The sequence below is a fragment of the Oceanococcus atlanticus genome (assembly GCF_002088235.1).
Classification (GTDB): domain Bacteria; phylum Pseudomonadota; class Gammaproteobacteria; order Nevskiales; family Oceanococcaceae; genus Oceanococcus; species Oceanococcus atlanticus.
In genome coordinates this window covers 462401-481756 of record NZ_AQQV01000003.1, presented here as the reverse complement: position 1 = coordinate 481756, position 19356 = coordinate 462401, and the positions used below count along the sequence as shown (strand labels likewise).

16 protein-coding genes are annotated in these 19356 nt (G+C 60.6%); 2 read left to right on the top strand and 14 right to left on the bottom strand.

What is annotated here, in order from left to right; all coding sequences use genetic code 11:
• Nucleotides 1-43 precede the first annotated feature (43 nt).
• Nucleotides 44-793 carry a class I SAM-dependent methyltransferase gene (locus tag ATO7_RS13175; RefSeq protein WP_083562416.1) on the top strand — a complete coding sequence of 250 codons (750 nt, stop codon included), beginning with the start codon at nt 44-46 and terminating at the stop codon, nt 791-793.
• Nucleotides 794-803: 10 nt separating this feature from the next.
• Here the strand turns inward: ATO7_RS13175 and ATO7_RS13170 are convergent, their stop codons facing one another.
• Both ATO7_RS13170 and ATO7_RS13165 read right to left on the bottom strand, forming a co-directional pair.
• Entirely contained in the window at nt 804-2654 is a 1851-nt protein-coding gene (locus tag ATO7_RS13170; RefSeq protein ID WP_083562414.1) for a hypothetical protein, read from the bottom strand.
• A gap of 69 nt (nt 2655-2723) precedes the next feature.
• The gene (locus ATO7_RS13165; RefSeq protein ID WP_083562413.1) at nt 2724-3242 is read right to left on the bottom strand and encodes a gamma carbonic anhydrase family protein; all 519 of its coding nucleotides are present in this window, start codon (nt 3240-3242) and stop codon (nt 2724-2726) included.
• Here ATO7_RS13165 and ATO7_RS13160 point away from each other — a divergent pair.
• The gene (locus tag ATO7_RS13160) at nt 3241-3873 is read left to right on the top strand and encodes an arylesterase (RefSeq protein WP_083562410.1); all 633 of its coding nucleotides are present in this window, start codon (nt 3241-3243) and stop codon (nt 3871-3873) included. The two genes, ATO7_RS13165 and ATO7_RS13160, sit on opposite strands and share 2 nt — an antisense overlap.
• Here the strand turns inward: ATO7_RS13160 and tsaB are convergent.
• The 12 genes from tsaB to phoB all read right to left on the bottom strand — a co-directional run bounded on the left by tsaB (nt 3870) and on the right by phoB (nt 19271).
• Nucleotides 3870-4544 (bottom strand): tRNA (adenosine(37)-N6)-threonylcarbamoyltransferase complex dimerization subunit type 1 TsaB, encoded by a 675-nt coding sequence (tsaB, locus tag ATO7_RS13155; protein ID WP_083562408.1) that lies wholly within the window; start codon nt 4542-4544, stop codon nt 3870-3872. The genes ATO7_RS13160 and tsaB overlap by 4 nt on opposite strands.
• Nucleotides 4541-6472, bottom strand: coding sequence for an ATP-dependent DNA helicase (locus tag ATO7_RS13150; RefSeq protein WP_206044925.1), 1932 nt, complete (start codon nt 6470-6472; stop codon nt 4541-4543). The genes tsaB and ATO7_RS13150 overlap by 4 nt, the downstream gene beginning before the upstream one ends.
• A gap of 14 nt (nt 6473-6486) precedes the next feature.
• On the bottom strand, nt 6487-7011 hold the full coding sequence (locus ATO7_RS13145) for a tetratricopeptide repeat protein (protein ID WP_083562404.1): 525 nt from the start codon (nt 7009-7011) through the stop codon (nt 6487-6489).
• Nucleotides 7011-9275, bottom strand: coding sequence for a penicillin-binding protein 1B (gene mrcB, locus ATO7_RS13140; protein ID WP_083562402.1), 2265 nt, complete (start codon nt 9273-9275; stop codon nt 7011-7013). The genes ATO7_RS13145 and mrcB overlap by 1 nt, the downstream gene beginning before the upstream one ends.
• 41 nt (nt 9276-9316) lie before the next feature.
• Nucleotides 9317-10054, bottom strand: a complete 738-nt coding sequence (phoU, locus tag ATO7_RS13135; protein WP_083562400.1) for a phosphate signaling complex protein PhoU — start codon at nt 10052-10054, stop codon at nt 9317-9319.
• Between the two features lie 78 nt (nt 10055-10132).
• Nucleotides 10133-10933, bottom strand: a complete 801-nt coding sequence (pstB, locus tag ATO7_RS13130) for a phosphate ABC transporter ATP-binding protein PstB (protein WP_407938471.1) — start codon at nt 10931-10933, stop codon at nt 10133-10135.
• A gap of 56 nt (nt 10934-10989) precedes the next feature.
• Nucleotides 10990-12684 (bottom strand): phosphate ABC transporter permease PstA, encoded by a 1695-nt coding sequence (gene pstA, locus ATO7_RS13125; protein ID WP_083562396.1) that lies wholly within the window; start codon nt 12682-12684, stop codon nt 10990-10992.
• Nucleotides 12681-14933 carry an ABC transporter permease subunit gene (locus tag ATO7_RS13120; protein ID WP_083562394.1) on the bottom strand — a complete coding sequence of 751 codons (2253 nt, stop codon included), beginning with the start codon at nt 14931-14933 and terminating at the stop codon, nt 12681-12683. Before ATO7_RS13120 ends, pstA begins: the two co-directional genes overlap by 4 nt.
• 85 nt (nt 14934-15018) lie before the next feature.
• Nucleotides 15019-16023 carry a porin gene (locus tag ATO7_RS13115; protein ID WP_158523210.1) on the bottom strand — a complete coding sequence of 335 codons (1005 nt, stop codon included), beginning with the start codon at nt 16021-16023 and terminating at the stop codon, nt 15019-15021.
• Nucleotides 16024-16104: 81 nt separating this feature from the next.
• Nucleotides 16105-17070: a PstS family phosphate ABC transporter substrate-binding protein gene (locus ATO7_RS13110; protein ID WP_083562390.1), complete on the bottom strand. Its 966-nt coding sequence runs from the start codon at nt 17068-17070 to the stop codon at nt 16105-16107.
• Between the two features lie 147 nt (nt 17071-17217).
• Entirely contained in the window at nt 17218-18576 is a 1359-nt protein-coding gene (gene phoR / locus ATO7_RS13105) for a phosphate regulon sensor histidine kinase PhoR (protein ID WP_083562388.1), read from the bottom strand.
• Entirely contained in the window at nt 18576-19271 is a 696-nt protein-coding gene (gene phoB / locus ATO7_RS13100; RefSeq protein WP_083562386.1) for a phosphate regulon transcriptional regulator PhoB, read from the bottom strand. The genes phoR and phoB overlap by 1 nt, the downstream gene beginning before the upstream one ends.
• Nucleotides 19272-19356: the final 85 nt, after the last annotated feature.

The window sequence follows — 19356 nt, the reverse complement described above, 5'->3', positions numbered from 1 at the left end:
GCGCGGCGCCCTGAGTGGTGCCTGAGGATGATGGTGGGCGCAGGTGGATAAACACTTAACGGAGCAGCCTGGATATCCCGACCTGGCCGACGCCGGGCATGTGCTGGCGCCCGACGACCCTGCGCTGGCCGAGCTGTCACTGCCGCCTGCCGAGGCCAGCACGCGCTGGGTGTTGCGACGCGAGGCCGGCGAACTGGTGGTTGGTAATGCGCAAAGCCCTCGACAACGGCCCTTGCGGATCGATTTCTTCAGTGCCGAGATGCGTCGACGCGTCTCGGCCGGACGTCAGCAACCTCTGGCCAAAGCTTGCGGCCTGCACAAGCATCCTGGCGCCTACATTGTGGATGCCACGGCTGGCCTGGGCCGGGACGCGTGGTGCTTGGCCAGTCTGGGCGCGTGCATGGACTGGTACGAGCGCCATCCGTTGATCCATGCCCTGCTGCGCGATGCGCTCGCCCGAGCCACTGGTGAGACGGCGGCGCGTATCCGTCTGCGCCACGATGACGGGCGCAGTCTTCAGGCCGCAACAGCCGATGCGATCTTTCTTGATCCCATGTTTCCCGACAGCGGACGCCGTGCCGCCCCTGCGCTTGAGATGCAGATCATGCAGAGCCTGGTCGGGCCCGACGCTGATGCACAGCAGCTGTGGCAGCGTGCCATGGACAGTGGGGCGCGCCGCGTTGTGCTCAAACGTCCGCCGCGCGGCGCCAAGGTGCGACTGGCCAAGCCGGATCTCAGTTTTGGCGGCGGACGCGTGGTTTACGACGTGTATCTGCGCCCGCCAGCGCGTTAGCAGGGCCTGGCTAGGGCAAGGTCACCGGACACGGCCTGAGTCCGAGTCCGAGCACGCCTTCACCCAGCGCCGGAAAAACCGCAGCCAGATCCGGATCGCTGGACAATAACTCCGGCACCAATGCGCTGAGCAGCGGACTCTCCGCAGCAACATTTCCGACATCCGGCAAGGGGGGCTGGGTCACATAGTCGCCGAGATTGTCGTGCAGTCGGACAAGGTTCCAGCACGGTGCCTGGAATTGCATCAGGTTCAGGGTGGCCTGCATCGGGCCGGGCAACTGGCGCTCGTTGAAATGGTTGCCAATGAATTGTTGGATGTCCGCGCTCAAGCTGTCGCGCTTGTCCCAGATGTCTTGCGGGACTTCCAGAGCGCTGCGGTAATAGTGCGGGAACGCATCCAGCCCTGGTGCACGACGTTCCTGACGCATCCCATCCAGGCTGTGCAGGGTCAGCGGCAAGGTTTCTTCGCCGAAATCAATTTCCAGCGTGGCGGGCGAGCAGTACGGACGGAAGCCTTTCACGCGTGCCGGATGGCCTGCGATCATGCCCTGATAGTCGAATCGTTCGACCTCCTGTTCATGCGGGCCCTGGGTCGGTAGCGCTTTGCCCTGCAGCGCCTGGCCGGTGAAGACGAAATGCCAGGCTTCATCACCCAGCTCGCTGATGTCCTTTTCCCAGAATCCGCTGTTGCCGGACGCATCCGTACCTTCGATGCGCATGATGCGGTGTTCGGTGCCCGGGCTGATCTTGCGAATGCTGACGCGGTTGGTCACGCTGCCGGGAACGTCCGGGTGACGAATCCAGTCCGGTGCGGGCAGCTGAATCTTGTAGTCCTCCACACCCTCCTGATCAAACCAGGAATAGTCGTGCAACACGGTATTGGCACCGGAGATATCGAAGTCATACAGGCGCGTGTAGATGCGCCCACGACTGGTCACCACCATCATGGTGGAGCCGCTGGCCGATAAGCCTTCCATCATGGCCGCGCCTTCTTCAGGCGGACAGATTTCGCGGCTTTCGTCGGCCGGCAGCCAGGGATCGAAATGGGTGATGCGCTGGCCATCGCCACGCAACATGTAGAGCATCAATATGCCCCAAAAATCATTCTTGCGACCGGCGATATCGACGAAGTAATCATCGAAACCGGAGTGCAGTTCAGAGGCAGCCCAGTGCGTCACATCCGGTGGAATGGTGACGCCCATATCGAGCCAGAACAGTGGTCCCCAGCGACGTGTCCAGCCACTGTCACCAAAATCCAGCGTGTAGATGTCACGTTGCGCATTGGCAGCGAGCAGGACAAAACCATCCGCGGAAATTTCGCTGACCTGACCGTGCAGGCAACGCGGCAGCAGCACCTCATGCCAAGCTTCCTCCACGCCGGTGGTTTGTGGCCTTGGACGGCTGTAGATGCGCCCTTCGTGCACGGCGAAATCGAATTCATGCGTGAAACTGGCGGTGGGACCACGCTGATGGATCAAGCCGGGCAAGGCTCGCGCCACCTCGGGTTCGGCCGGGCCGCCACCCTGCCCGGTTGTGTCCTCCGGCACGATCGCGAAGGGCAGCGGATTCACCGGCAGCCGTGCGGTGGCCAGGTAGTCATCGGCACAGGCCAGGTCCGGGACGCTGCGTACGCCCGGGAAGTCGGCCGAACTGAGACCCACAGCAGTGAGGGCGTCACACAGCGCGGCGCTGCCGCCGACTGCGATGCACAGATCGGCCAGGGTCTTGTCAGCAGGGGACGATGACGGGGGGCTGCCGGTATCGGTGCTGCTGGCCTGAGTGGGCGTGCGATCGGCGCCTGAACATGCGGCCAGCAAGCACAGGCAGAGCGCGCCCAGCAGCGCGCGGGACGGTGTCGTCATGGGTCTCCCCCCAATGATGTTCTTGTGAGACGGCATCGTGCATGCGATGCCATTGTGTGTGGTGCGGTCTTACAGCGGTTTGAGATCGTTCAGATAGCGACGAGCATTCTGCACATAGTGCGCCGCCTGCATTTTGAGCATGGCGGCTACGTTGGGCGGATTCTCCTTGACCACCTTGCCGGGCGTGCCCATGACCAGCGAATTGTCGGGAATTTCTTTGCCTTCCGGAATCAATGCGCCAGCGCCGATAATGCAGTTCTTGCCGATCTTGGCGCGGTTGAGGATGACCGCCTGAATGCCGATCAGCGTGTTGTCGCCGATCGTGCAGCCATGCAGCATGGCCTGGTGACCGACCGTCACATCGTTACCCACAATCAACTTGATGCCGGGGTCGGTGTGCAGTACGGAGCCGTCCTGAATGTTGCTGCGTTCACCGATCACGATGTCGTCGTTGTCACCGCGCAGTACACAGCCGAACCAGATGCTGGCATCCTGCATGAGCTGCACGGAGCCGATGACGCGGGCGTCATCCGCCACAAAATTGCCGCCGTCGAGTTGCGGTGTTCGTTCACCCAGTTGGTACAGCATGCTGAAGTTCTTCCCTTGGCGAAAAGCCGTCATCCTACTCTGCCTGAGTCTGTTTGCGGCGGCGTGCAGTCGCAGCGCGCCGCCACCTGCACTGCCCTACCTGGGTGATGACGCGGTCATTCTGGCCTTTGGTGACAGCCTTACCTATGGCACCGGCGCACGCCGCGAGCAGGCCTATCCGGCGATACTTTCTGGCTTGATCGGGCGCACGGTGGTGGTCGAGGCTACTCCGGGTGACAAAACGTCGGATGGCCTGGCCAAGTTTGACGAGGCCTTGGATGAGCATCGTCCGGATCTGCTCATACTGTGTTTGGGGGGTAACGATTTCCTGCGCAAGGTGCCGCTGCCGGTCACCCGCAACAACATGGTCAGCATGATTGAACGGGCACGCGATCAGGGGATACCTGTCGTGCTGCTTGCAGTGCCCTCCCCGGCTCTTTTCGGTCTTGAAGCACACCCGCTGTATGAGGAACTGGCGACAACCTATCAGCTGCCGCTGGAGAACGACATTTTGTCCGAGGTGTTCGGCAACAAGGCCGCCAAGTCTGACCCGCTCCACCCCAACGCACAGGGTTACGCGCAAGTGGCTGAGGCTTTGGCAGCGCTGTTGCGCGCCAGCGGGGCGCTCTAGCTGGCGTTTTTCTCGGCGCGTCGTTCGGCCAGCGTTTTGGCCACCTGATTACGCAGGTAGAGTGGCTGCAGCTCGGCCGCCGGGCCGGCCGCATCCAGGCCCATATGACGGGCAGCCAGGGCGACAGCTGCCGCATCCAGTCGCAAACCGGCATGGGTGTGTTGAGCATAGTGCTCGGGCCAGGCCTCGAAACCGGGACCCGCGAACAGACAATCGGGGCTGAGCTGATCGACCAGCGCATCTGCATCAAGCAGTTGTAGATCTCCCTCGCGCTGCGGCCCCTGTGCCAGGTTGTAACGCGCGGCGTAGAGTTGGTTCATACGCGCATCCAGGGCAATCCAGGCGGGGCCACGGGCGCCATCCAGATAGAGTCGCCAGGCCAGCGCATCCAGGCTGTTGACCGGCAAACAGGGTAAACCCGTTGCCAGGCCCAGTCCCTGTACATACCCCACTGCCACGCGCACGCCGGTGAAACCACCGGGTCCGACACCGCAGACCAGCGCATCCAGCGTTGACCAGTCGGCGAATGTCTGACGCAAGGCTTCGACCTGTTGCTGCAGCCAGCTCAGGCTGTCGCGCGTGTCCTGGTTCACGCGCAGGTCCAGTGCATCACCTTGCAGCAGGGCAACCGATGCCTGGCCATCTGCCGAATCGACGACCAACAGATTCATGGCCGTATCCCTTGCAGGAATGCGGCGGCTTCGGCTTCATCGTAGATCGGTGTCATCGGCGGCAGGCTGTCGAGAAACTGGCGACCATAGCGCATGCGCTGGATGCGGGTGTCGCCCAGGACCAGCATGCCGCGGTCGGTAACATCACGGATCAGCCGGCCTGCACCCTGTTTGAGGGTTAGCACCGCCTGCGGCACCTGAAATTCGAAAAACGGATTGCGCCCTTCGCGCTCCAGCTGCAGGCTGCGCGCCTTGACCAGAGGGTCGTCGGGCGAGGCAAAAGGCAGACGGTCGATGATGACCAGGCGAAGCGCCGCACCACGCACATCGACGCCTTCCCAGAAGCTGGCCGTACCGACAAGAATGGCATGGCCATCATTGCGAAAATTGTCGAGCAGCTGGGTGCGTTCCTGCTCGCCCTGCTCGAGGACGCGGTATTTGCCCCACTGGCGCAGGCTGCGGGCGTACTCTTCGACCGCGCGGGCACTGGTGCACAACCAGAAACAGCCGCCGTCCGAAGCCTCGATCAGCGGTTTTCCCAGCTCCAGCAAAGCGCGTGGATAGGCCCGGTCGTTGGGCGGCGGCAAACGCCGTGGCAGCAGCATGCGGGCGTTGTTGGCGTAGTCGAAGGGGCTGTGTATATCCAGCGTACGGCTGTCTTCAAGCCCCAATCGCTCGGTGAAATGGCGGAATGCACCGGACACCGACAGAGTGGCGCTGGTGAGTATCCACGCCCCGCTCTGTCGCGCCCGCGCCGTCTGCATGGCCGGGGCCACATCCATGGGGATGGCCTGCAGGCTGAAACCGTTGGTCTGCCGTTCAGCCCAGCGCACCAGTTCATCGCCTGCCTGGGGCGTCTGGTTGTCGCTGCTGTCGATGTGCTGACGCCAGCGGCGCAGGCGGGTCAGCACGTTGCCCACGCGACGCCACGCGGTGGCCAGCTCCGGGCCACGACCGGCCTGCTCTTCCAGCTGCTTGTTGAGCAGCTCGAAAATGTCGGTCAGGGTGTCCAGCTCGGCCACGAAATCGGCATTGCGCATGAGGTCGTCGAGTTCCAGACGCTGGCGACTGAACGGAAAACAGGCGAGCAGATGCTGCAGGGCGTCGCCCATGGCGGCGACCTGATCCTTGAGCTGAGGAATATCGCCAAACGCATCAGCCGCCTCGACGATATCTCGCCCGAGATCACGACATTGCCGAGCCGAAACGCCAAATCCGAAAAATTGCGCCAGCACATCGGGAAACTGATGCGCCTCGTCGATGATGACGCCATCCATTTCCGGCAGCAGTTCGCCAAAACCGTCTTCCTTGAGGGCCAGATCGGCGCACAGCAAATGATGATTGACCACCACGACCTGGGCGTTCTGGGCTCGATTGCGCGCTTTGGCGACGAAGCAGTTCTCGTACTCCGGACACTGTGCGCCGAGACAGTTCTCGGCGGTCGAGGTGAGCTGAATCCGCATGGGGTCGTGGTCGCGCAGATCACTCAGCTCGGCGAGATCCCCGCTGTCGGTCTGACTGGCCCACAGCTGCACACGTTTGAGCTTGTCGGCTTCGCTGTTGCTCTGCGGGATGAACTTGCCGGCACGCTGGGCGCAGTAGTAGTTGCTGCGTCCCTTGAGCAATTGGGCGCGTAGCGGCAAGCCCAGCGCCGTGCTGAGACGCGGTATGTCGGTATGAAACAGCTGGTCCTGCAGATGTCGGGTGCCGGTCGAAATCAGTACGCGGTGCCCGCTGAGCAGCGTCGGTACCAGGTAGGCAAAGGTCTTGCCAATACCGGTACCGGCTTCGGCCACCAGGGTGTCTGCGTCGTTGAGGGTGTTGAGCACCGCATGCGCAAGGGCAATCTGGCCTTCACGCGCGGCAAAGCCGGGGATTACCGAGGCCAGCGCACCGTCCGGACCCAGAACGGAATCAATGTCATCCACGTGTGGGGTGCCTGTCAGCCGCCGCGGGCCTTGTCCTCTGCCTGTCGCGCCGCACTGTCATCGCCTTGCAGGCGTTTGATGTCGGCAATCAGCAACCAGGCCTGACGGGTCAGCGGCCCCGGCGCTGCGAAGCTGATGCTGCGCCGGGCAAGATTCTCAGACTGCACCATATTGCCCTGCTCGAAGCGAATCTCGGCCAGCCGCAACCATGGCAGCGGGTCATCGCTGACGATGCGAATGGCGCGCTCCAGCGTGCCCGATGCGCGTTCCAGATCACCCGCAGCGCGTTCTTCTTCAGCCTGGCTGACCAGGGCCAGAACCGTGGGGTGGTGGCTGACCGCAGCATCCTCGTCGCTGCTGGTCGCAGGCTGATCACCGTCCGACGGGCTGTCCTGGCCGGGCGCTGGCGGTGCCGGCTGGCGTCCCCAGCTGTCATCGCCGGGCGCTTCCGGATAGGGCCAGACCGGCCCTTCAGGGGATACCGCGCAAGCCGAGAGAAACAGTGCAAAACATGCGATGAGAAGACGTTGAAACGACATTAGCGCCATAAATCCAAGAACTTGTTCCAGCCGGAGCGCGCACACGGCGCCTGTTGATCGGGAACAGTGCCTGCAATGTAGGGAACGCGCAAGACGCTGCGGCAGGCCTCATCGCCAGGCAGCCAGCTTTCGGTGTCCACCGGCACCCACTCCAGGCCAGATTGTGGCCGTGCGGACAGCCCTTGCAGGCCGGCCATACGCATCATCCGCGCCCAAACCGGCAAAGCACCGCTGGCGCCGGTCAGCTGGGTCACATCATTGTTGTCATGGCCAACCCAGACCACACCCAGGTAGTTGCTGCCAAAACCGGCAAACCAGCTGTCGCGCAGATCATCCGAGGTGCCGGTCTTGCCGGCAATGCGCAGCGTCGGGTCAATCTGGCGGTATATGCTACGACCGGTGCCGTTCTGGGTCGCTTGTTGCATGGCCCAGTTGAGCAGGGCCACGGCATCGGCGGGCAACGGGTCGGCCAGTTCCAGCGGATAGCGTTTGACCAGCTGCCCCTCACGCGTCTGCACCGAGCGGATGCTGATCAGTTTCTGGGCGAAACCGCCGCTGGCCAGCGCGGCGTAGATTTGGGTGAGCTGCAGCGGGCTGCGGTCCCAGGCACCGAGCAGCAGCGATGGCAACGCCGGTACCTGATCCTCCACACCGAGACCATGCAGGGTCTCGATCACCTGGTCCAGGCCGACCTCCAGCCCGAGATTGACCGTGGCCAGGTTGTACGACTGGCTGAGGGCCTGGAACAGCGGGATTTCGCCGTGACTTTCCTTGTCGTAGTTTTCCGGCTCCCAGACCGAGCCATTGGGCATGTCCAGACGCAGGGGTTCATCCTTGAGCAGGCTGGTCAGCTGATAGCGCTGTGATTGCTGCAGGGCGGCCAGGTAGACCACCGGCTTGATGGTCGAGCCAATCGGGCGGCGTGCATCCAGCGCCCGGTTGAAACCCGCCTCGCCGGGTTTGCGCCCCCCGACCAGGGCCAGTATGGAGCCGTCGGTGACCGAGGCCACCACCGCAGCCGCCTGCAGGCTGCTCAGGCCACGACTGGCCTCGATGCTGTCCAGCCCTTCAATCACTGCGGTTTCGGCGGCGGCCTGCACATGTGGCGCCAGGCTGGTGTAGATGCGCAGGCCTTCGGCGGTGAGTACATCATCGGGGTAGTCACGCGCCAGTTCACGGTGAACCTGCTGCACAAAAGCCGGATAGCGCCGGTTGGCATTGAGGGTCTGTTGCGAGGTGTGGACGTCGCGCGCCTGGGCCGCGGCCAGGGTTTCTTCATCGATCAGCCCGGCATCGTGCCACTGGGCCAGAACCAGATTGCGGCGTTCGCGCGCACGCTCCGGATGACGCCGTGGGTTGTAGTAGGACGGGCCCTTGACCATGCCGACCAGGGTGGCAATCTCGGCCACGCCGAGCTCGGCCAGCGGTTTGTGGAAGTAGAACTCGCTGCCCAGGCCAAAGCCGTGGATGGCGCGCTGCCCGTCCTGGCCGAGATACACCTCGTTGAGGTAGGCCTCGAGTATGGCGTCTTTTTCGTAATGCACTTCCAGCAGGACCGACAGTATGGCCTCGCTGAATTTGCGGCTGAAATTGCGCTGATTGTGCAGGAAGAAATTCTTGACCAGCTGCTGGGTCAGGGTACTGCCGCCCTGCACCACCCGTCCGGCGCGGATGTTGACCACCGCGGCGCGCAGGATGGCTCGCGGGTCCAAGCCAAAATGCTTGTAAAAGCGCTGGTCTTCGGTCTGGATCAGGCCGTGCGGCAAAAGCGCGGGCACTTCGGCCAGATTGACCAGCACACGATCTTCGCCATGGCGCGGATAGATACTGCCGATCAGCAGCGGATCGAGACGCACCAGGCTGACCGGCTGCCCGCCCTCGCTGATCTGCTTGAGCTGGCTGGGCCCGAAATCAAGGCTCAGCGTGCGGCTGGGCTGGGGACCATCAGAGAAGCTGAACGGTCGGGTTTGCAGCTCGATACGATCGCGCTGCTGGGCGTAACGCCCCTGGGCCAGTTCGGCACGCGGATGACGCCGGTAGCCGAGCCGTTCCAGTTCTTCGATCAGCTGATACTTGCTCAGCGCAAGGCCGGGATAAAGTTCCAGCGGCGCCGCGTAAATCTGCGCGGGCAAGGCCCAGCGGGCGCCGGCAAAGCGGCTGCGGATCTGCTGGTCCAGCACCAGGGTGTAGGCGATCAGGGCCAGCGCCGCGATGCATCCGAGCACCACGGCCAGCTTGAGAGTCAGGGAGGCAATTTTCGACATGGGGTGGGAATGTTACCCCATGCCTGAGCTGCCGCGGTGCCTCAATCCTTGCTCAACGGCTCGGCGCCGAGCTCTTCAGCAACCTGCTCCAGCGAGATATGACGCACATCCTTGCCATGCACGAAGTAGATCACGTACTCGGCGATGTTGCGGGCGTGATCGCCAATTCGCTCCAGCGAACGCAAAGACCAGACGATGTCGAACACGCGGCTGATCGAGCGCGGGTCTTCGATCATGAAGGTGATGCACTGGCGCATGATGCTTTCGTATTCGCGGTCGATTCGGATGTCGTGCTGGGCTGCGGCCAGCGCCGCTTCCGGGTCCATGCGGGCAAAAGCATCAAGCACGTCATGCAGCATGGTCTGAACCTGGCGGCCCAGGGTTTCGATCTCAAAATGCGGCCCGCGAGGTGCGTCCAGCTCGGCCAGGTCCAGCGACATACGCGCAATGCGTTCGGCTTCGTCGCCGATGCGCTCAAGATCGGTGATGGTCTTGATCACCGCGACAATCAGACGCAGGTCACTGGCCGCAGGCTGGCGGCGGGCCAGAATGCGACTGCATTCCTCGTCAATGTGCACCTCCATGCCATTAACGCGATGGTCGTTCTCGATCACCTCGCGGGCCAGGTCTGAATCGATCTCCAGCAATGCCTGCATGGCACGGGTGACCTGATGTTCCACCATGCCACCCATAGCCAGCACACGCTGGCGCACATCCTCAAGCTCAGCGTTGTACTGGGCTGAGATGTGTGTGTCGTAACGATTATTGGGAGATGCCATAGCCGCTTTCCTGTAAGTTTGAAACAACCTGCCGAGGGCACGTTGTCATGACCTGCGCTGTCTTCGGTGTTATATCGATCAGCCGTATCGGCCGGTGATGTAGTCTTCGGTCTGCTTCTTTTCGGGCACGGTGAAGATCTTGTCCGTAGCCCCGTACTCCACCAGATCGCCCAGATACATGAATGCGGTGTAGTCCGACACACGGGCCGCCTGCTGCATGTTGTGGGTCACGATCACGATGGTGTAATCGTTTTTCAGATCGTTGATCAGCTCTTCGATCTTGAGCGTGGAAATCGGGTCCAGGGCCGAAGCCGGCTCGTCCAGCAGCAGCACTTCCGGTTTGACGGCAATGGAGCGTGCGATCACCAGACGCTGTTGCTGACCGCCGGACATGCCCAAGGCATTGTCGTGCAGGCGATCTTTAACCTCATCCCACAAAGCCGCGCCCTTGAGTGCCCACTCTACGGTTTCATCCAGCGTGCGTTTCTTGTTGATGCCGGCCAGACGCAGGCCATAGGCCACGTTTTCGTAGATACTCTTGGGGAACGGATTGGGCTTTTGAAACACCATGCCGATGCGCCGACGCAAGCGTGCTACATCGACATCTTTATCGTAGATGTTCTTGTCGCCGAGCAGCAGCTGGCCTTCGATACGGGCGCTGTCGACCAGATCATTCATGCGGTTGAAACAGCGCAGCAGCGTGGATTTGCCGCAGCCACTGGGACCGATGAAGGCCGTTACCCGTTTCTCTGGAATTTGCAGATTGATGGTCTTGAGCGCTTGCTTGTCGTCGTAATAAAGACTCAGGTCACGCACGGTCAGTGCGATCGTTTCGTCCTCAAGTTTGCGATTCTGCGGCGACCGGTTGGCTGCGCCCATGTCGATGGCATGCGTCATGTTGGTTTTCTCTTTGGTCTGGACCATGGTCTCACTGATCAGTGTTCGAGCGCGCGGTATTTTTCGCGCAGACGGTTACGAACCCGGACAGCGAACAGGTTCAGGGCGATGATGACCAGCACCAGCAGCAGCGCGGTGGCGTACACCAGCGGCCGGGCGGCCTCTACGTTCGGACTCTGGAAGCCCACATCGTAAATGTGAAAGCCCAGATGCATGAATTTACGGTCGAGGTGGATGAAGGGCATGTTGCCATCAAGCGGCAACGACGGTGCCAGCTTGACCACGCCGACCAACATCAACGGTGCGACTTCGCCGGCGGCACGGGCGACGGCCAGAATCAGGCCTGTCATCATGGCCGGGCTGGCCATCGGCAGGACCACCTTCCATAAGGTCTCGGCTTTGGTGGCGCCCAGCGCCAGTGAGGCTTCGCGCAGGCTGCGCGGAATCCGCGCCAAGCCTTCTTCGGTGGCCACGATAACCACTGGCAGGGTCAGGATGGCCAAGGTCAGCGATGCCCACAGAATCCCGCCGGTGCCGAATGTGGGCGTGGGCAAGGCTTCGGGAAAGAACAGCGCATCAATCGAGCCGCCGAGGAAATAGACGAAAAAGCCCAGGCCGAATACGCCGTACACAATCGATGGAACACCGGCGAGGTTGTTGACCGCGATACGAATGATGCGGGTCATCACGCCTTGCTTGGCATATTCACGCAGATACAACGCCGCGACCACACCAAACGGTGTGACGAACACGGACATCAGCAAAACCATCAGCACGGTGCCGAAGATGGCCGGAAAAATGCCCCCCTCGGTATTGGCTTCGCGTGGCTCGTCGGCGACAAATTCCCACAATTTCGCAGCGTAATGACCAAGCTTCCCAAATGTCCCCATGGCATTCGGGCGGAAGATACGCACAACCTTTGACAGCTCGACCGTGAGCGTTTCGCCAGTCATTACGCGAACCGTGACACTGTCGCGGGTGATTTGACCGTAGAGTTCGATCAGTTCGTCTTCATAACTTTTGTACTGGCTTTGCAGTTCGGCTTCCTGTGCGGCGATGTCCTGCTCTGCCTGCGCTGTAAGCGCATCGCGAATTTCCAGGCCACGACGCTTGAGGCGCAGTTTTTCCAGGCCGTAGTTAATCGCACCGATGTCATGCTTTTCGATCTTTTCGATCTGCGCGCGCAAATCATTGGCGCGGTCTTGACGCAGCTTCAATGCCGCCCAGGCTTCTTCTCCACTGGCGACAACTTCGCCGTTTTCGCTGACCGACTCGATCCAGCCGTACAGGTTGCCCCACTCCAGGCGCTCAAACACGGTGATGTCTTCGGGGTATTCCCGTTCCACCAGCCAATCATCGATGACGTAGCGAAAATCACTGCCGTAGATGTCCCGATTGCCGACCTTGAACAGATAGCGATCGTAGAACTCTTTGTCGCCTTCGACGGGCAAACCGGCCGATTCAAGCCGGGATTTGCTGGCCAGTTCGCTGTCCAGCATCTCGCCCAGCACCTTCATCGGCTGCTTGCCCGGCACCTGATAGCTTGCCTGTACCACGTCGGCGGGCCAGAAATGGGCCAGCCCCCTGAACGCGATCAAACCCAGCAAGCCGGCTACCAGCAGCAGCGAAATCGCCACCGCACCACCGGTCATCCAGATCCACGGATCGCCGCTTTTGTACCAGGCTTTGAAGGCCGAGTTGCGCTGCGCGCTAATCGTGTGATGTTCGCTCATAGGTTGCTGTACTTGCTACGCAGGCGTTGACGGATGATTTCGGCCAGGGTGTTGAACACGAAGGTGAACAGGAACAGCACCAGGCCGGCGAGGAACAGAATGCGGAAGTGTGTACTGCCGACTTCAGATTCCGGCATCTCCACAGCGATATTGGCCGACAGCGTGCGGAAACCCTCAAAAATATTGAAATCCATAATCGGCGTATTGCCGGTCGCCATGAGCACGATCATGGTTTCACCCACAGCACGCCCGAAACCGATCATCAGCGCCGAAAACATGCCTGGGCTGGCTGTCGGCAAGACCACCCTGACCAGGGTCTGCCACGGCGTGGCGCCCAGCGCCAACGAGCCTTGGGTTAGCTGTTTGGGCACGCTGAACACCGCGTCCTCGGCAATTGAGAAAATCGTCGGGATAACCGCAAAGCCCATGGCCAGACCAACCACCAGGGAGTTGCGCTGGTCGTAGGTGATGCCCATTTCGTTGTCCAGCCAGTGCGGCATGCTGCCGCCGAAAAAGGCCGCCTCGACCATCGGGCTCAAGGCCAATGCCAAGGCTACCGACAGCATGATTGGAAGCAGCAGCAGCAACGGCTGCCATCCTTCCGGCACGCGGTGGCGAATGTGCGCTGGTGCCCTGCTCCACAGCCAGCCGGTCAGTGGCATGGTGATGGGCAGGAACAGGATCATCAGGAAAACGCCGGGCAGGTGCGTTTCTATAAACGGTGCGAGCCACAAACCGGCCAGAAAACCGAGGATGACGGTTGGCAGGGCTTCCATCACCTCAATCGCCGGCTTAACCAGCTGGCGCAGGCCGGATGACATGAAGTACGCGGTATAGATGGCGCCAGCCAAGGCCAGTGGCACCGCGAACAGCATCGCGTAGAACGCGGCCTTGATGGTGCCGAAAGCCAGCGGCGAGAGGCTGAACTTGGGTTCGAAATCGCTGTTGGCCGCCGAGGATTGCCACGTGTAATCGGGCTCAGGGTAGCTTTCGTACCAAATCTTGCCCCACAACGCCTTGAAGGACACTTCAGGGTGTTCGTTATGCAGCTTTACGATTTGAATGCCACGGTTGGCATGCTCGACCAGCATGACATTGGCGCGCGGCGAGATGGCGCCGATCTGCAGCCCATTGACCTCAAGCTGCTGCTCGGCCAGTTCACGCTCTGATGTGGAGAAGTAGGCGCCAAGCGTGCCGTTGGCAGCCAGCGACATAAACCCACGGCGGCGCTGCTCGGTGATCAGGGTTTCCACAACCGCACCGTCTGCCGCCTCGAAATCACGCACGCGTTGCAGCGTGTAATCTGCGGTGTTTTCCCGTCGCAGCGGGAAATACTGAGTGATCAATCCGTCATTGGTGGCCACAACCAGGGACAAACCGCCGGCCAGCATATTGACTGCGGTAATGGTATCGCCATGCTGAGCGGCAGAAATGGTCTGGACCAGCTTGGCGTTATCGAAACGACGAATATCGTAGAAATAGATTTCCGCATTTTCGAAGTTAAAGGCATACAGCCAGTCCTGCAGCGGATCCATGAGCATGCTGTCGACCTGCCGCGGCAGGGTCAGCGTGATTTCCCCGAGCTCCTCCAAGTTCACAGATTCATCAAAAAACGAGGTCGATTTTTCGAACTGCTTGAGGGTGATCGAGGTTCCCTGGGCGGTGCCCAGCGTCAGCAGGTCTTCATCTTCGCGAACCACCATCTGTTGACCGATGGGCGCATCCAGGCCTTCTGTACCGTACGGAAATTCCACCCGTGGTGTGATGGTGCGTTGCCCCTCGGCCGGGTAATCGAGCCGATATTTATGTTGTAACAGGACAACGCGCTGAGCCTCAGTCAAGACGGCAATGGTGTTCTTGGACTGGTCGACATGGGTGGCGGCCAGCAGCCGGGTTTGCAGGTCGTCCGAGGCCTTGAGTGTTCCGTCAGCCAGCGTGAAAAACCGCAAACGCCCATCTTCTGAAATACGCAGGCCGATTTCGCCCTGCTCTTCGATGGCATAGAGCAGGCTTTGGTCACCGCTGTCGGCCGGCATGGTGAACTGGTTCAGCGGTTCAAGCGATGCCGGTTTGAAAATCGGCAGCACCACCCAAAGCAGATAGAAGAAGATCAGAACCACGGCGAAAATAACGCCGATGCCGCCCACCGTGACGCTGGCCGCTGCCAGCTTGTCTTTGGTGTAGCGCCACTTCATCAAACCGGGGCTGGCGAAGACCGTGCCGTCGGTGGTGTCGCTGGCGTTGCTCATGCCGTTTGCCTGTTGGGTGTGGTTTTGCGGGTGTACAAAGGCCTTCGCCAGGGCGAAGGCCTTTACGTCAATGGATCAGAGGCGGTTACTTCGCCTGACCGAAGTTGTGCTGAATACCAACGCCAATGGTGGAAAATTCTTCCGCCTCGACGTCATTGGAGCGATCGCTGTAGTAGGCATAGACCTTGGTGGTTTTGGCCAGCTTGTGATCAACCCCTGCGACCAGCAGATCTGAGCCCGGTGACGCTTCCACCGAATCTTCATCAGCACTGGCCCACTGCAGTTTCAGTTTGGTCTGGCTGGTGATGTTCATGGCGCCGCTGAGCACGTAGGCAACACCGTCGGTGCCGCTGCCATCTGAATTCTCGGACTGCTGGATCAGCGCGCCAAGCTGAAACATGCCCAGCTTGGTCTGACCGCTCAGGCGGAAGCTGTCACGCGCATCGATTTCGCTGTTGATCGCAAAAGCGAGCTGGAATTTGTCGTGCTTGTAGGTCACCGAAGCCGATACGGCGTCGGCCAGACCATCACCCTGCGATCCATCAGCACCGCCACCGGAGTCGGTGCCGGGCGCGGTGGCTTCATCGTCACCGGGAATCAGCATCGCCCAGAACTGCAGGTTGCCGAATTTCGGCGACATGTAGTTGATGGTGTCAGAGATGCGGTCCTGGCCACCGATGACTTCATCGATATCGGCCAGGTGATAGTCGCTGAACTGGTCGACTTTCAGTTCGGCCTTCTTGAACGGCGTATCGTGAACCCCGACGAACACGCTACCCCAGGTCCCTTTCAAGCCCACAATGCTGTTGCGCTGACGCAGCATGTCGCGATCTTCGGAGCGCAGACGCTCGTCGAAGTTGACTTCATATTCCAGACGGTAGAACACGTCCAGGCTGTCGGTCAGCGCATGGGTGTTGTGAAAACCCAGTCGCGATGCATTGCTGTTGGTCTGGATCGCGCTGTCCGAGCCGGCTTCTTCGGTGCTGTTGATGGATACGTCGGCGCGCCCATAGATGTGCGGCATTTCAACATTGGCGTAAGCCGGTGCGGCGATCAGGCTGGCCAAGGCCAGAGTGGCTTTTGTTTTCATTTTTACTTCTTTGTCCTTGCGGCAAAAGATGCGAACCGTGCGTGGGGATGACGGTTCGCATCCGGTCATGATGACAGCGGTTTATTTCAGTTTTTTGAGTTGGATGTCAGCAAGCTTCTTGGGCAGCGGAACGTAGCCGTCTTTTACCACCACTTCCTGGCCCTGCTTGGACATGACCAGCTTGACGAACTCGCGCTCCAGCGGGGCCATCGGTTTGTTGGGGTGCTTGTTCACGTAGACATAGAGCAGGCGCGACAACGGATATTTGCCGGATACCGCGTTGTCCGGGGTCGGCTCATAGGCCTTGTCGCCTTCTTTCTTGGCCAGCGGCAGCGCGCGCACACCGGAGGTGCGGTAGCCAACGCCGGAATAGCCGATGGCGTTTAGGCCGGTGCTGATGGACTGCACGACCGACGCCGAACCAGGCTGTTCATTCACGTTGTTCTTGAAGTCGCCTTTGCACAGGCCGACTTTCTTGAAGTAGCCATAGGTGCCCGATACCGAATTGCGGCCATACAGCTGCAACGGGCGGCTGCTCCAATCACCTGACATGCCCAGGTCACCCCAGCGCTGCACATCGTTCAGCGCGCCGCATTTGCGGGTTGAGGAGAAAATGGCGTCCACCTGCGGGATGCTCAGCGATTTGATCGGGTTGTCTTTGTTGACGTAGACGGCCAGTGCATCGATGGCGACACCGATGGGCGTTGGGGCATAGCCGAATTTCTTTTCAAAGGCTTCAACTTCACCGCTTTTCATCATGCGGCTCATGGGGCCAAAGTTGGCGGTGCCTTCGGTCAGCGCCGGCGGTGCCGTGGAGGAGCCGGCAGCCTGCACCTGAATGTTCACATTCGGGTAGATGCGCTTGAACTCTTCGGTCCACAAGGTCATCAGATTGGCCAGCGTGTCCGAGCCAACACTGGAAATGTTGCCGGACACGCCAGAGGCTTTGGCATAGGCTGGCAGCGCCGGGTCAACCCCATTGGCCAGTGAAGAGGTGGCGAGACCCAGACCGAGCGTCGCGGCGGAGATCACAGAAATGAGCTTCATCGGTTGTCCATTCCTTTGGTTGTTGGACGGGACGCCGAAGCGGTGCACTGACGCACCTGCGGCGTTTGATGGGCGCACATTAGAGATCAACTGTGACAGTTTTATGACAAAGTGTGAAACACCTTGTCGTAGCGCGGTTTGAGGCGCCTAGCCGGCTTTGGCGAGCGCGTCCCGTGTGACACTGCGCGTGCGCGGAAAATGGCAGGTGAATTCGCTGCCCTGGCCGAGCTGGCTGCGGATCTTGAGCTGGCCTTCATGGCGCTCAAGTGCATGTTTAACAATGGCCAGGCCAAGCCCAGTGCCGCCTGTTTCACGCGAGCGTGCGGTGTCCGCGCGGTAGAAACGCTCGGTCAGCCGCGGCAGATCGGTGGGAGAGATACCGATGCCCGTGTCACAAACACGTAACAATGCGCCGTTGCTGCGGTTTTCCCAGAAGATTTCGATCTTGCCCTGGGGCGGTGTGTAGCGCAGTGCGTTGCTCAGCAAGTTGGAGATCACGCTGTGCAGCTCTGCCTGATTGCCTCTCAGGTTGAGAGATTCATCAACGTGGGCGATGAATTCATGCTGGCCATCCGACAACACCATGGCTTCTTCCAGCGATGCGCCAATCAAGGCCGGGATATCAATCAGTTCATCGCTGGCGTGGCGCCCGCTGGCTTCAAGGTTGGCGAGCTTGAGCAGGTCGGCAATGATTTTCTGCATGCGACTGGCCTGTCTGCGCATTTCCTGCAGCGGCGCATGCCAGGGCGCAAGTCCATCGGTGGTGTCCTTCTCGCCGGCCTGTGCAGCGATCTCGTCTGATTCGGCCTCTTGAGCCATCATGTCCAGGTATCCACGCAGGACGGTCAGCGGGGTGCGCAGCTCGTGGGAGGCGTTGGCGACAAAGTCGCGGCGGCTCTGTTCGAGTTGTTTCATTTTTGTGACATCCCGGGCAATCAACAGCTTCTGTCCCTGTCCGTAGGCAATGACGCGAATCCACAGCATGCGGCCGGATTCAGCGGGGGCGGCAATCTCAATGCCCGCCTTTTCGCTGTCGTCCGCCTTAAGGTAGTTGGCAAACTCGGGATGACGGATCAGATGGCTGATGCGTATGCCACGGTCACGCTTGCCTTCCAGATCGAGCAAATTGGTCGCGGCTTCGTTGAACCAGCTTATGCAACCATCGGCATCCAGCACCACGGCGGCGTCAGGCAAGGCCGCGGTTGAAGCACGAAATTCGGATACGATGGCGCGCAGCTGGCGTTTGCGTTTCTTGCCTTGTTTCCAGCGCTCGTAGGAGCCGGTGTAAATCTCACGCCAGATGCCCACGCCATCTGGAAGCTCGTGCTTCTTCGGCGCGTTGAGCCAGCGAACCAGCGCTGCGGCATGCCACAGGTGGTGCCAGATAAAACCCAGCAGCCCCAGGCACAGGCCGACCATTGGCGCTTGGAAAGGTACGGCCAGCAATGCACCCAGGCTGGCGTAGCCAAACAGCCGCAAAAGCTCAGCCTGGAGTGCTCTGTTCATCAGCTCGGCGTGGCCGAGAAGCGGTAGCCGGTGCCGCGCACAGTCTGGATCAGGTTGTCTTTGCCCGCCGGAGCCAGAGCCTTGCGCAAGCGCCGGATGTGAACATCTACGGTGCGTTCTTCGATGTAGACATTCTGGCCCCAGATGCGGTCAAGAAGCTGTTCACGGCTGTACACCCGTTCCGGGTGGCTGGTGAAAAAGTGCAGCAAACGATACTCGGTGGGGCCCAGGTTGATGGATTGACCATTGGCCTCTACACGTTGGGCCGCCACATTGATCTCGATGCCACCAAATTCAATCCGTTCATCGCTGCCGCCGGGAACGGTACGGCGCAACACAGCGCTGATGCGGGCGACCAGCTCTGCGGTCGAAAAGGGCTTTGTCACATAGTCGTCACAACCGGTGTTCAAGCCTTTGACCTTGTCGCCTTCTTCGCCACGCGCGGTGAGCATGATGAGTGGAATATCGGCAAAGGTTGCGGCAGCCTTGAGTTCGCGGGCGAATTCAAGGCCGCTGGTGACTGGCATCATCCAGTCGATCAGGACGAGATCTGGGCGGTGCTCTGCCAACGCCAGCCGCGCGGCCGCCGCGTCTTCTGCAGCGTCAACCTGAAATCCCTCACGTTCAAGGGAAAATCGCAGCAAATCTCGGATCGGCTTCTCATCCTCAACAACCAGGATGGTCTTGCCGCGCATAGAAGAATCAGTCACGGTCATTCAAAACAGTCCAATTTGACCCGCATAGTCTCCACCGCGAGTATGACAGTGGTGTGACAATCGG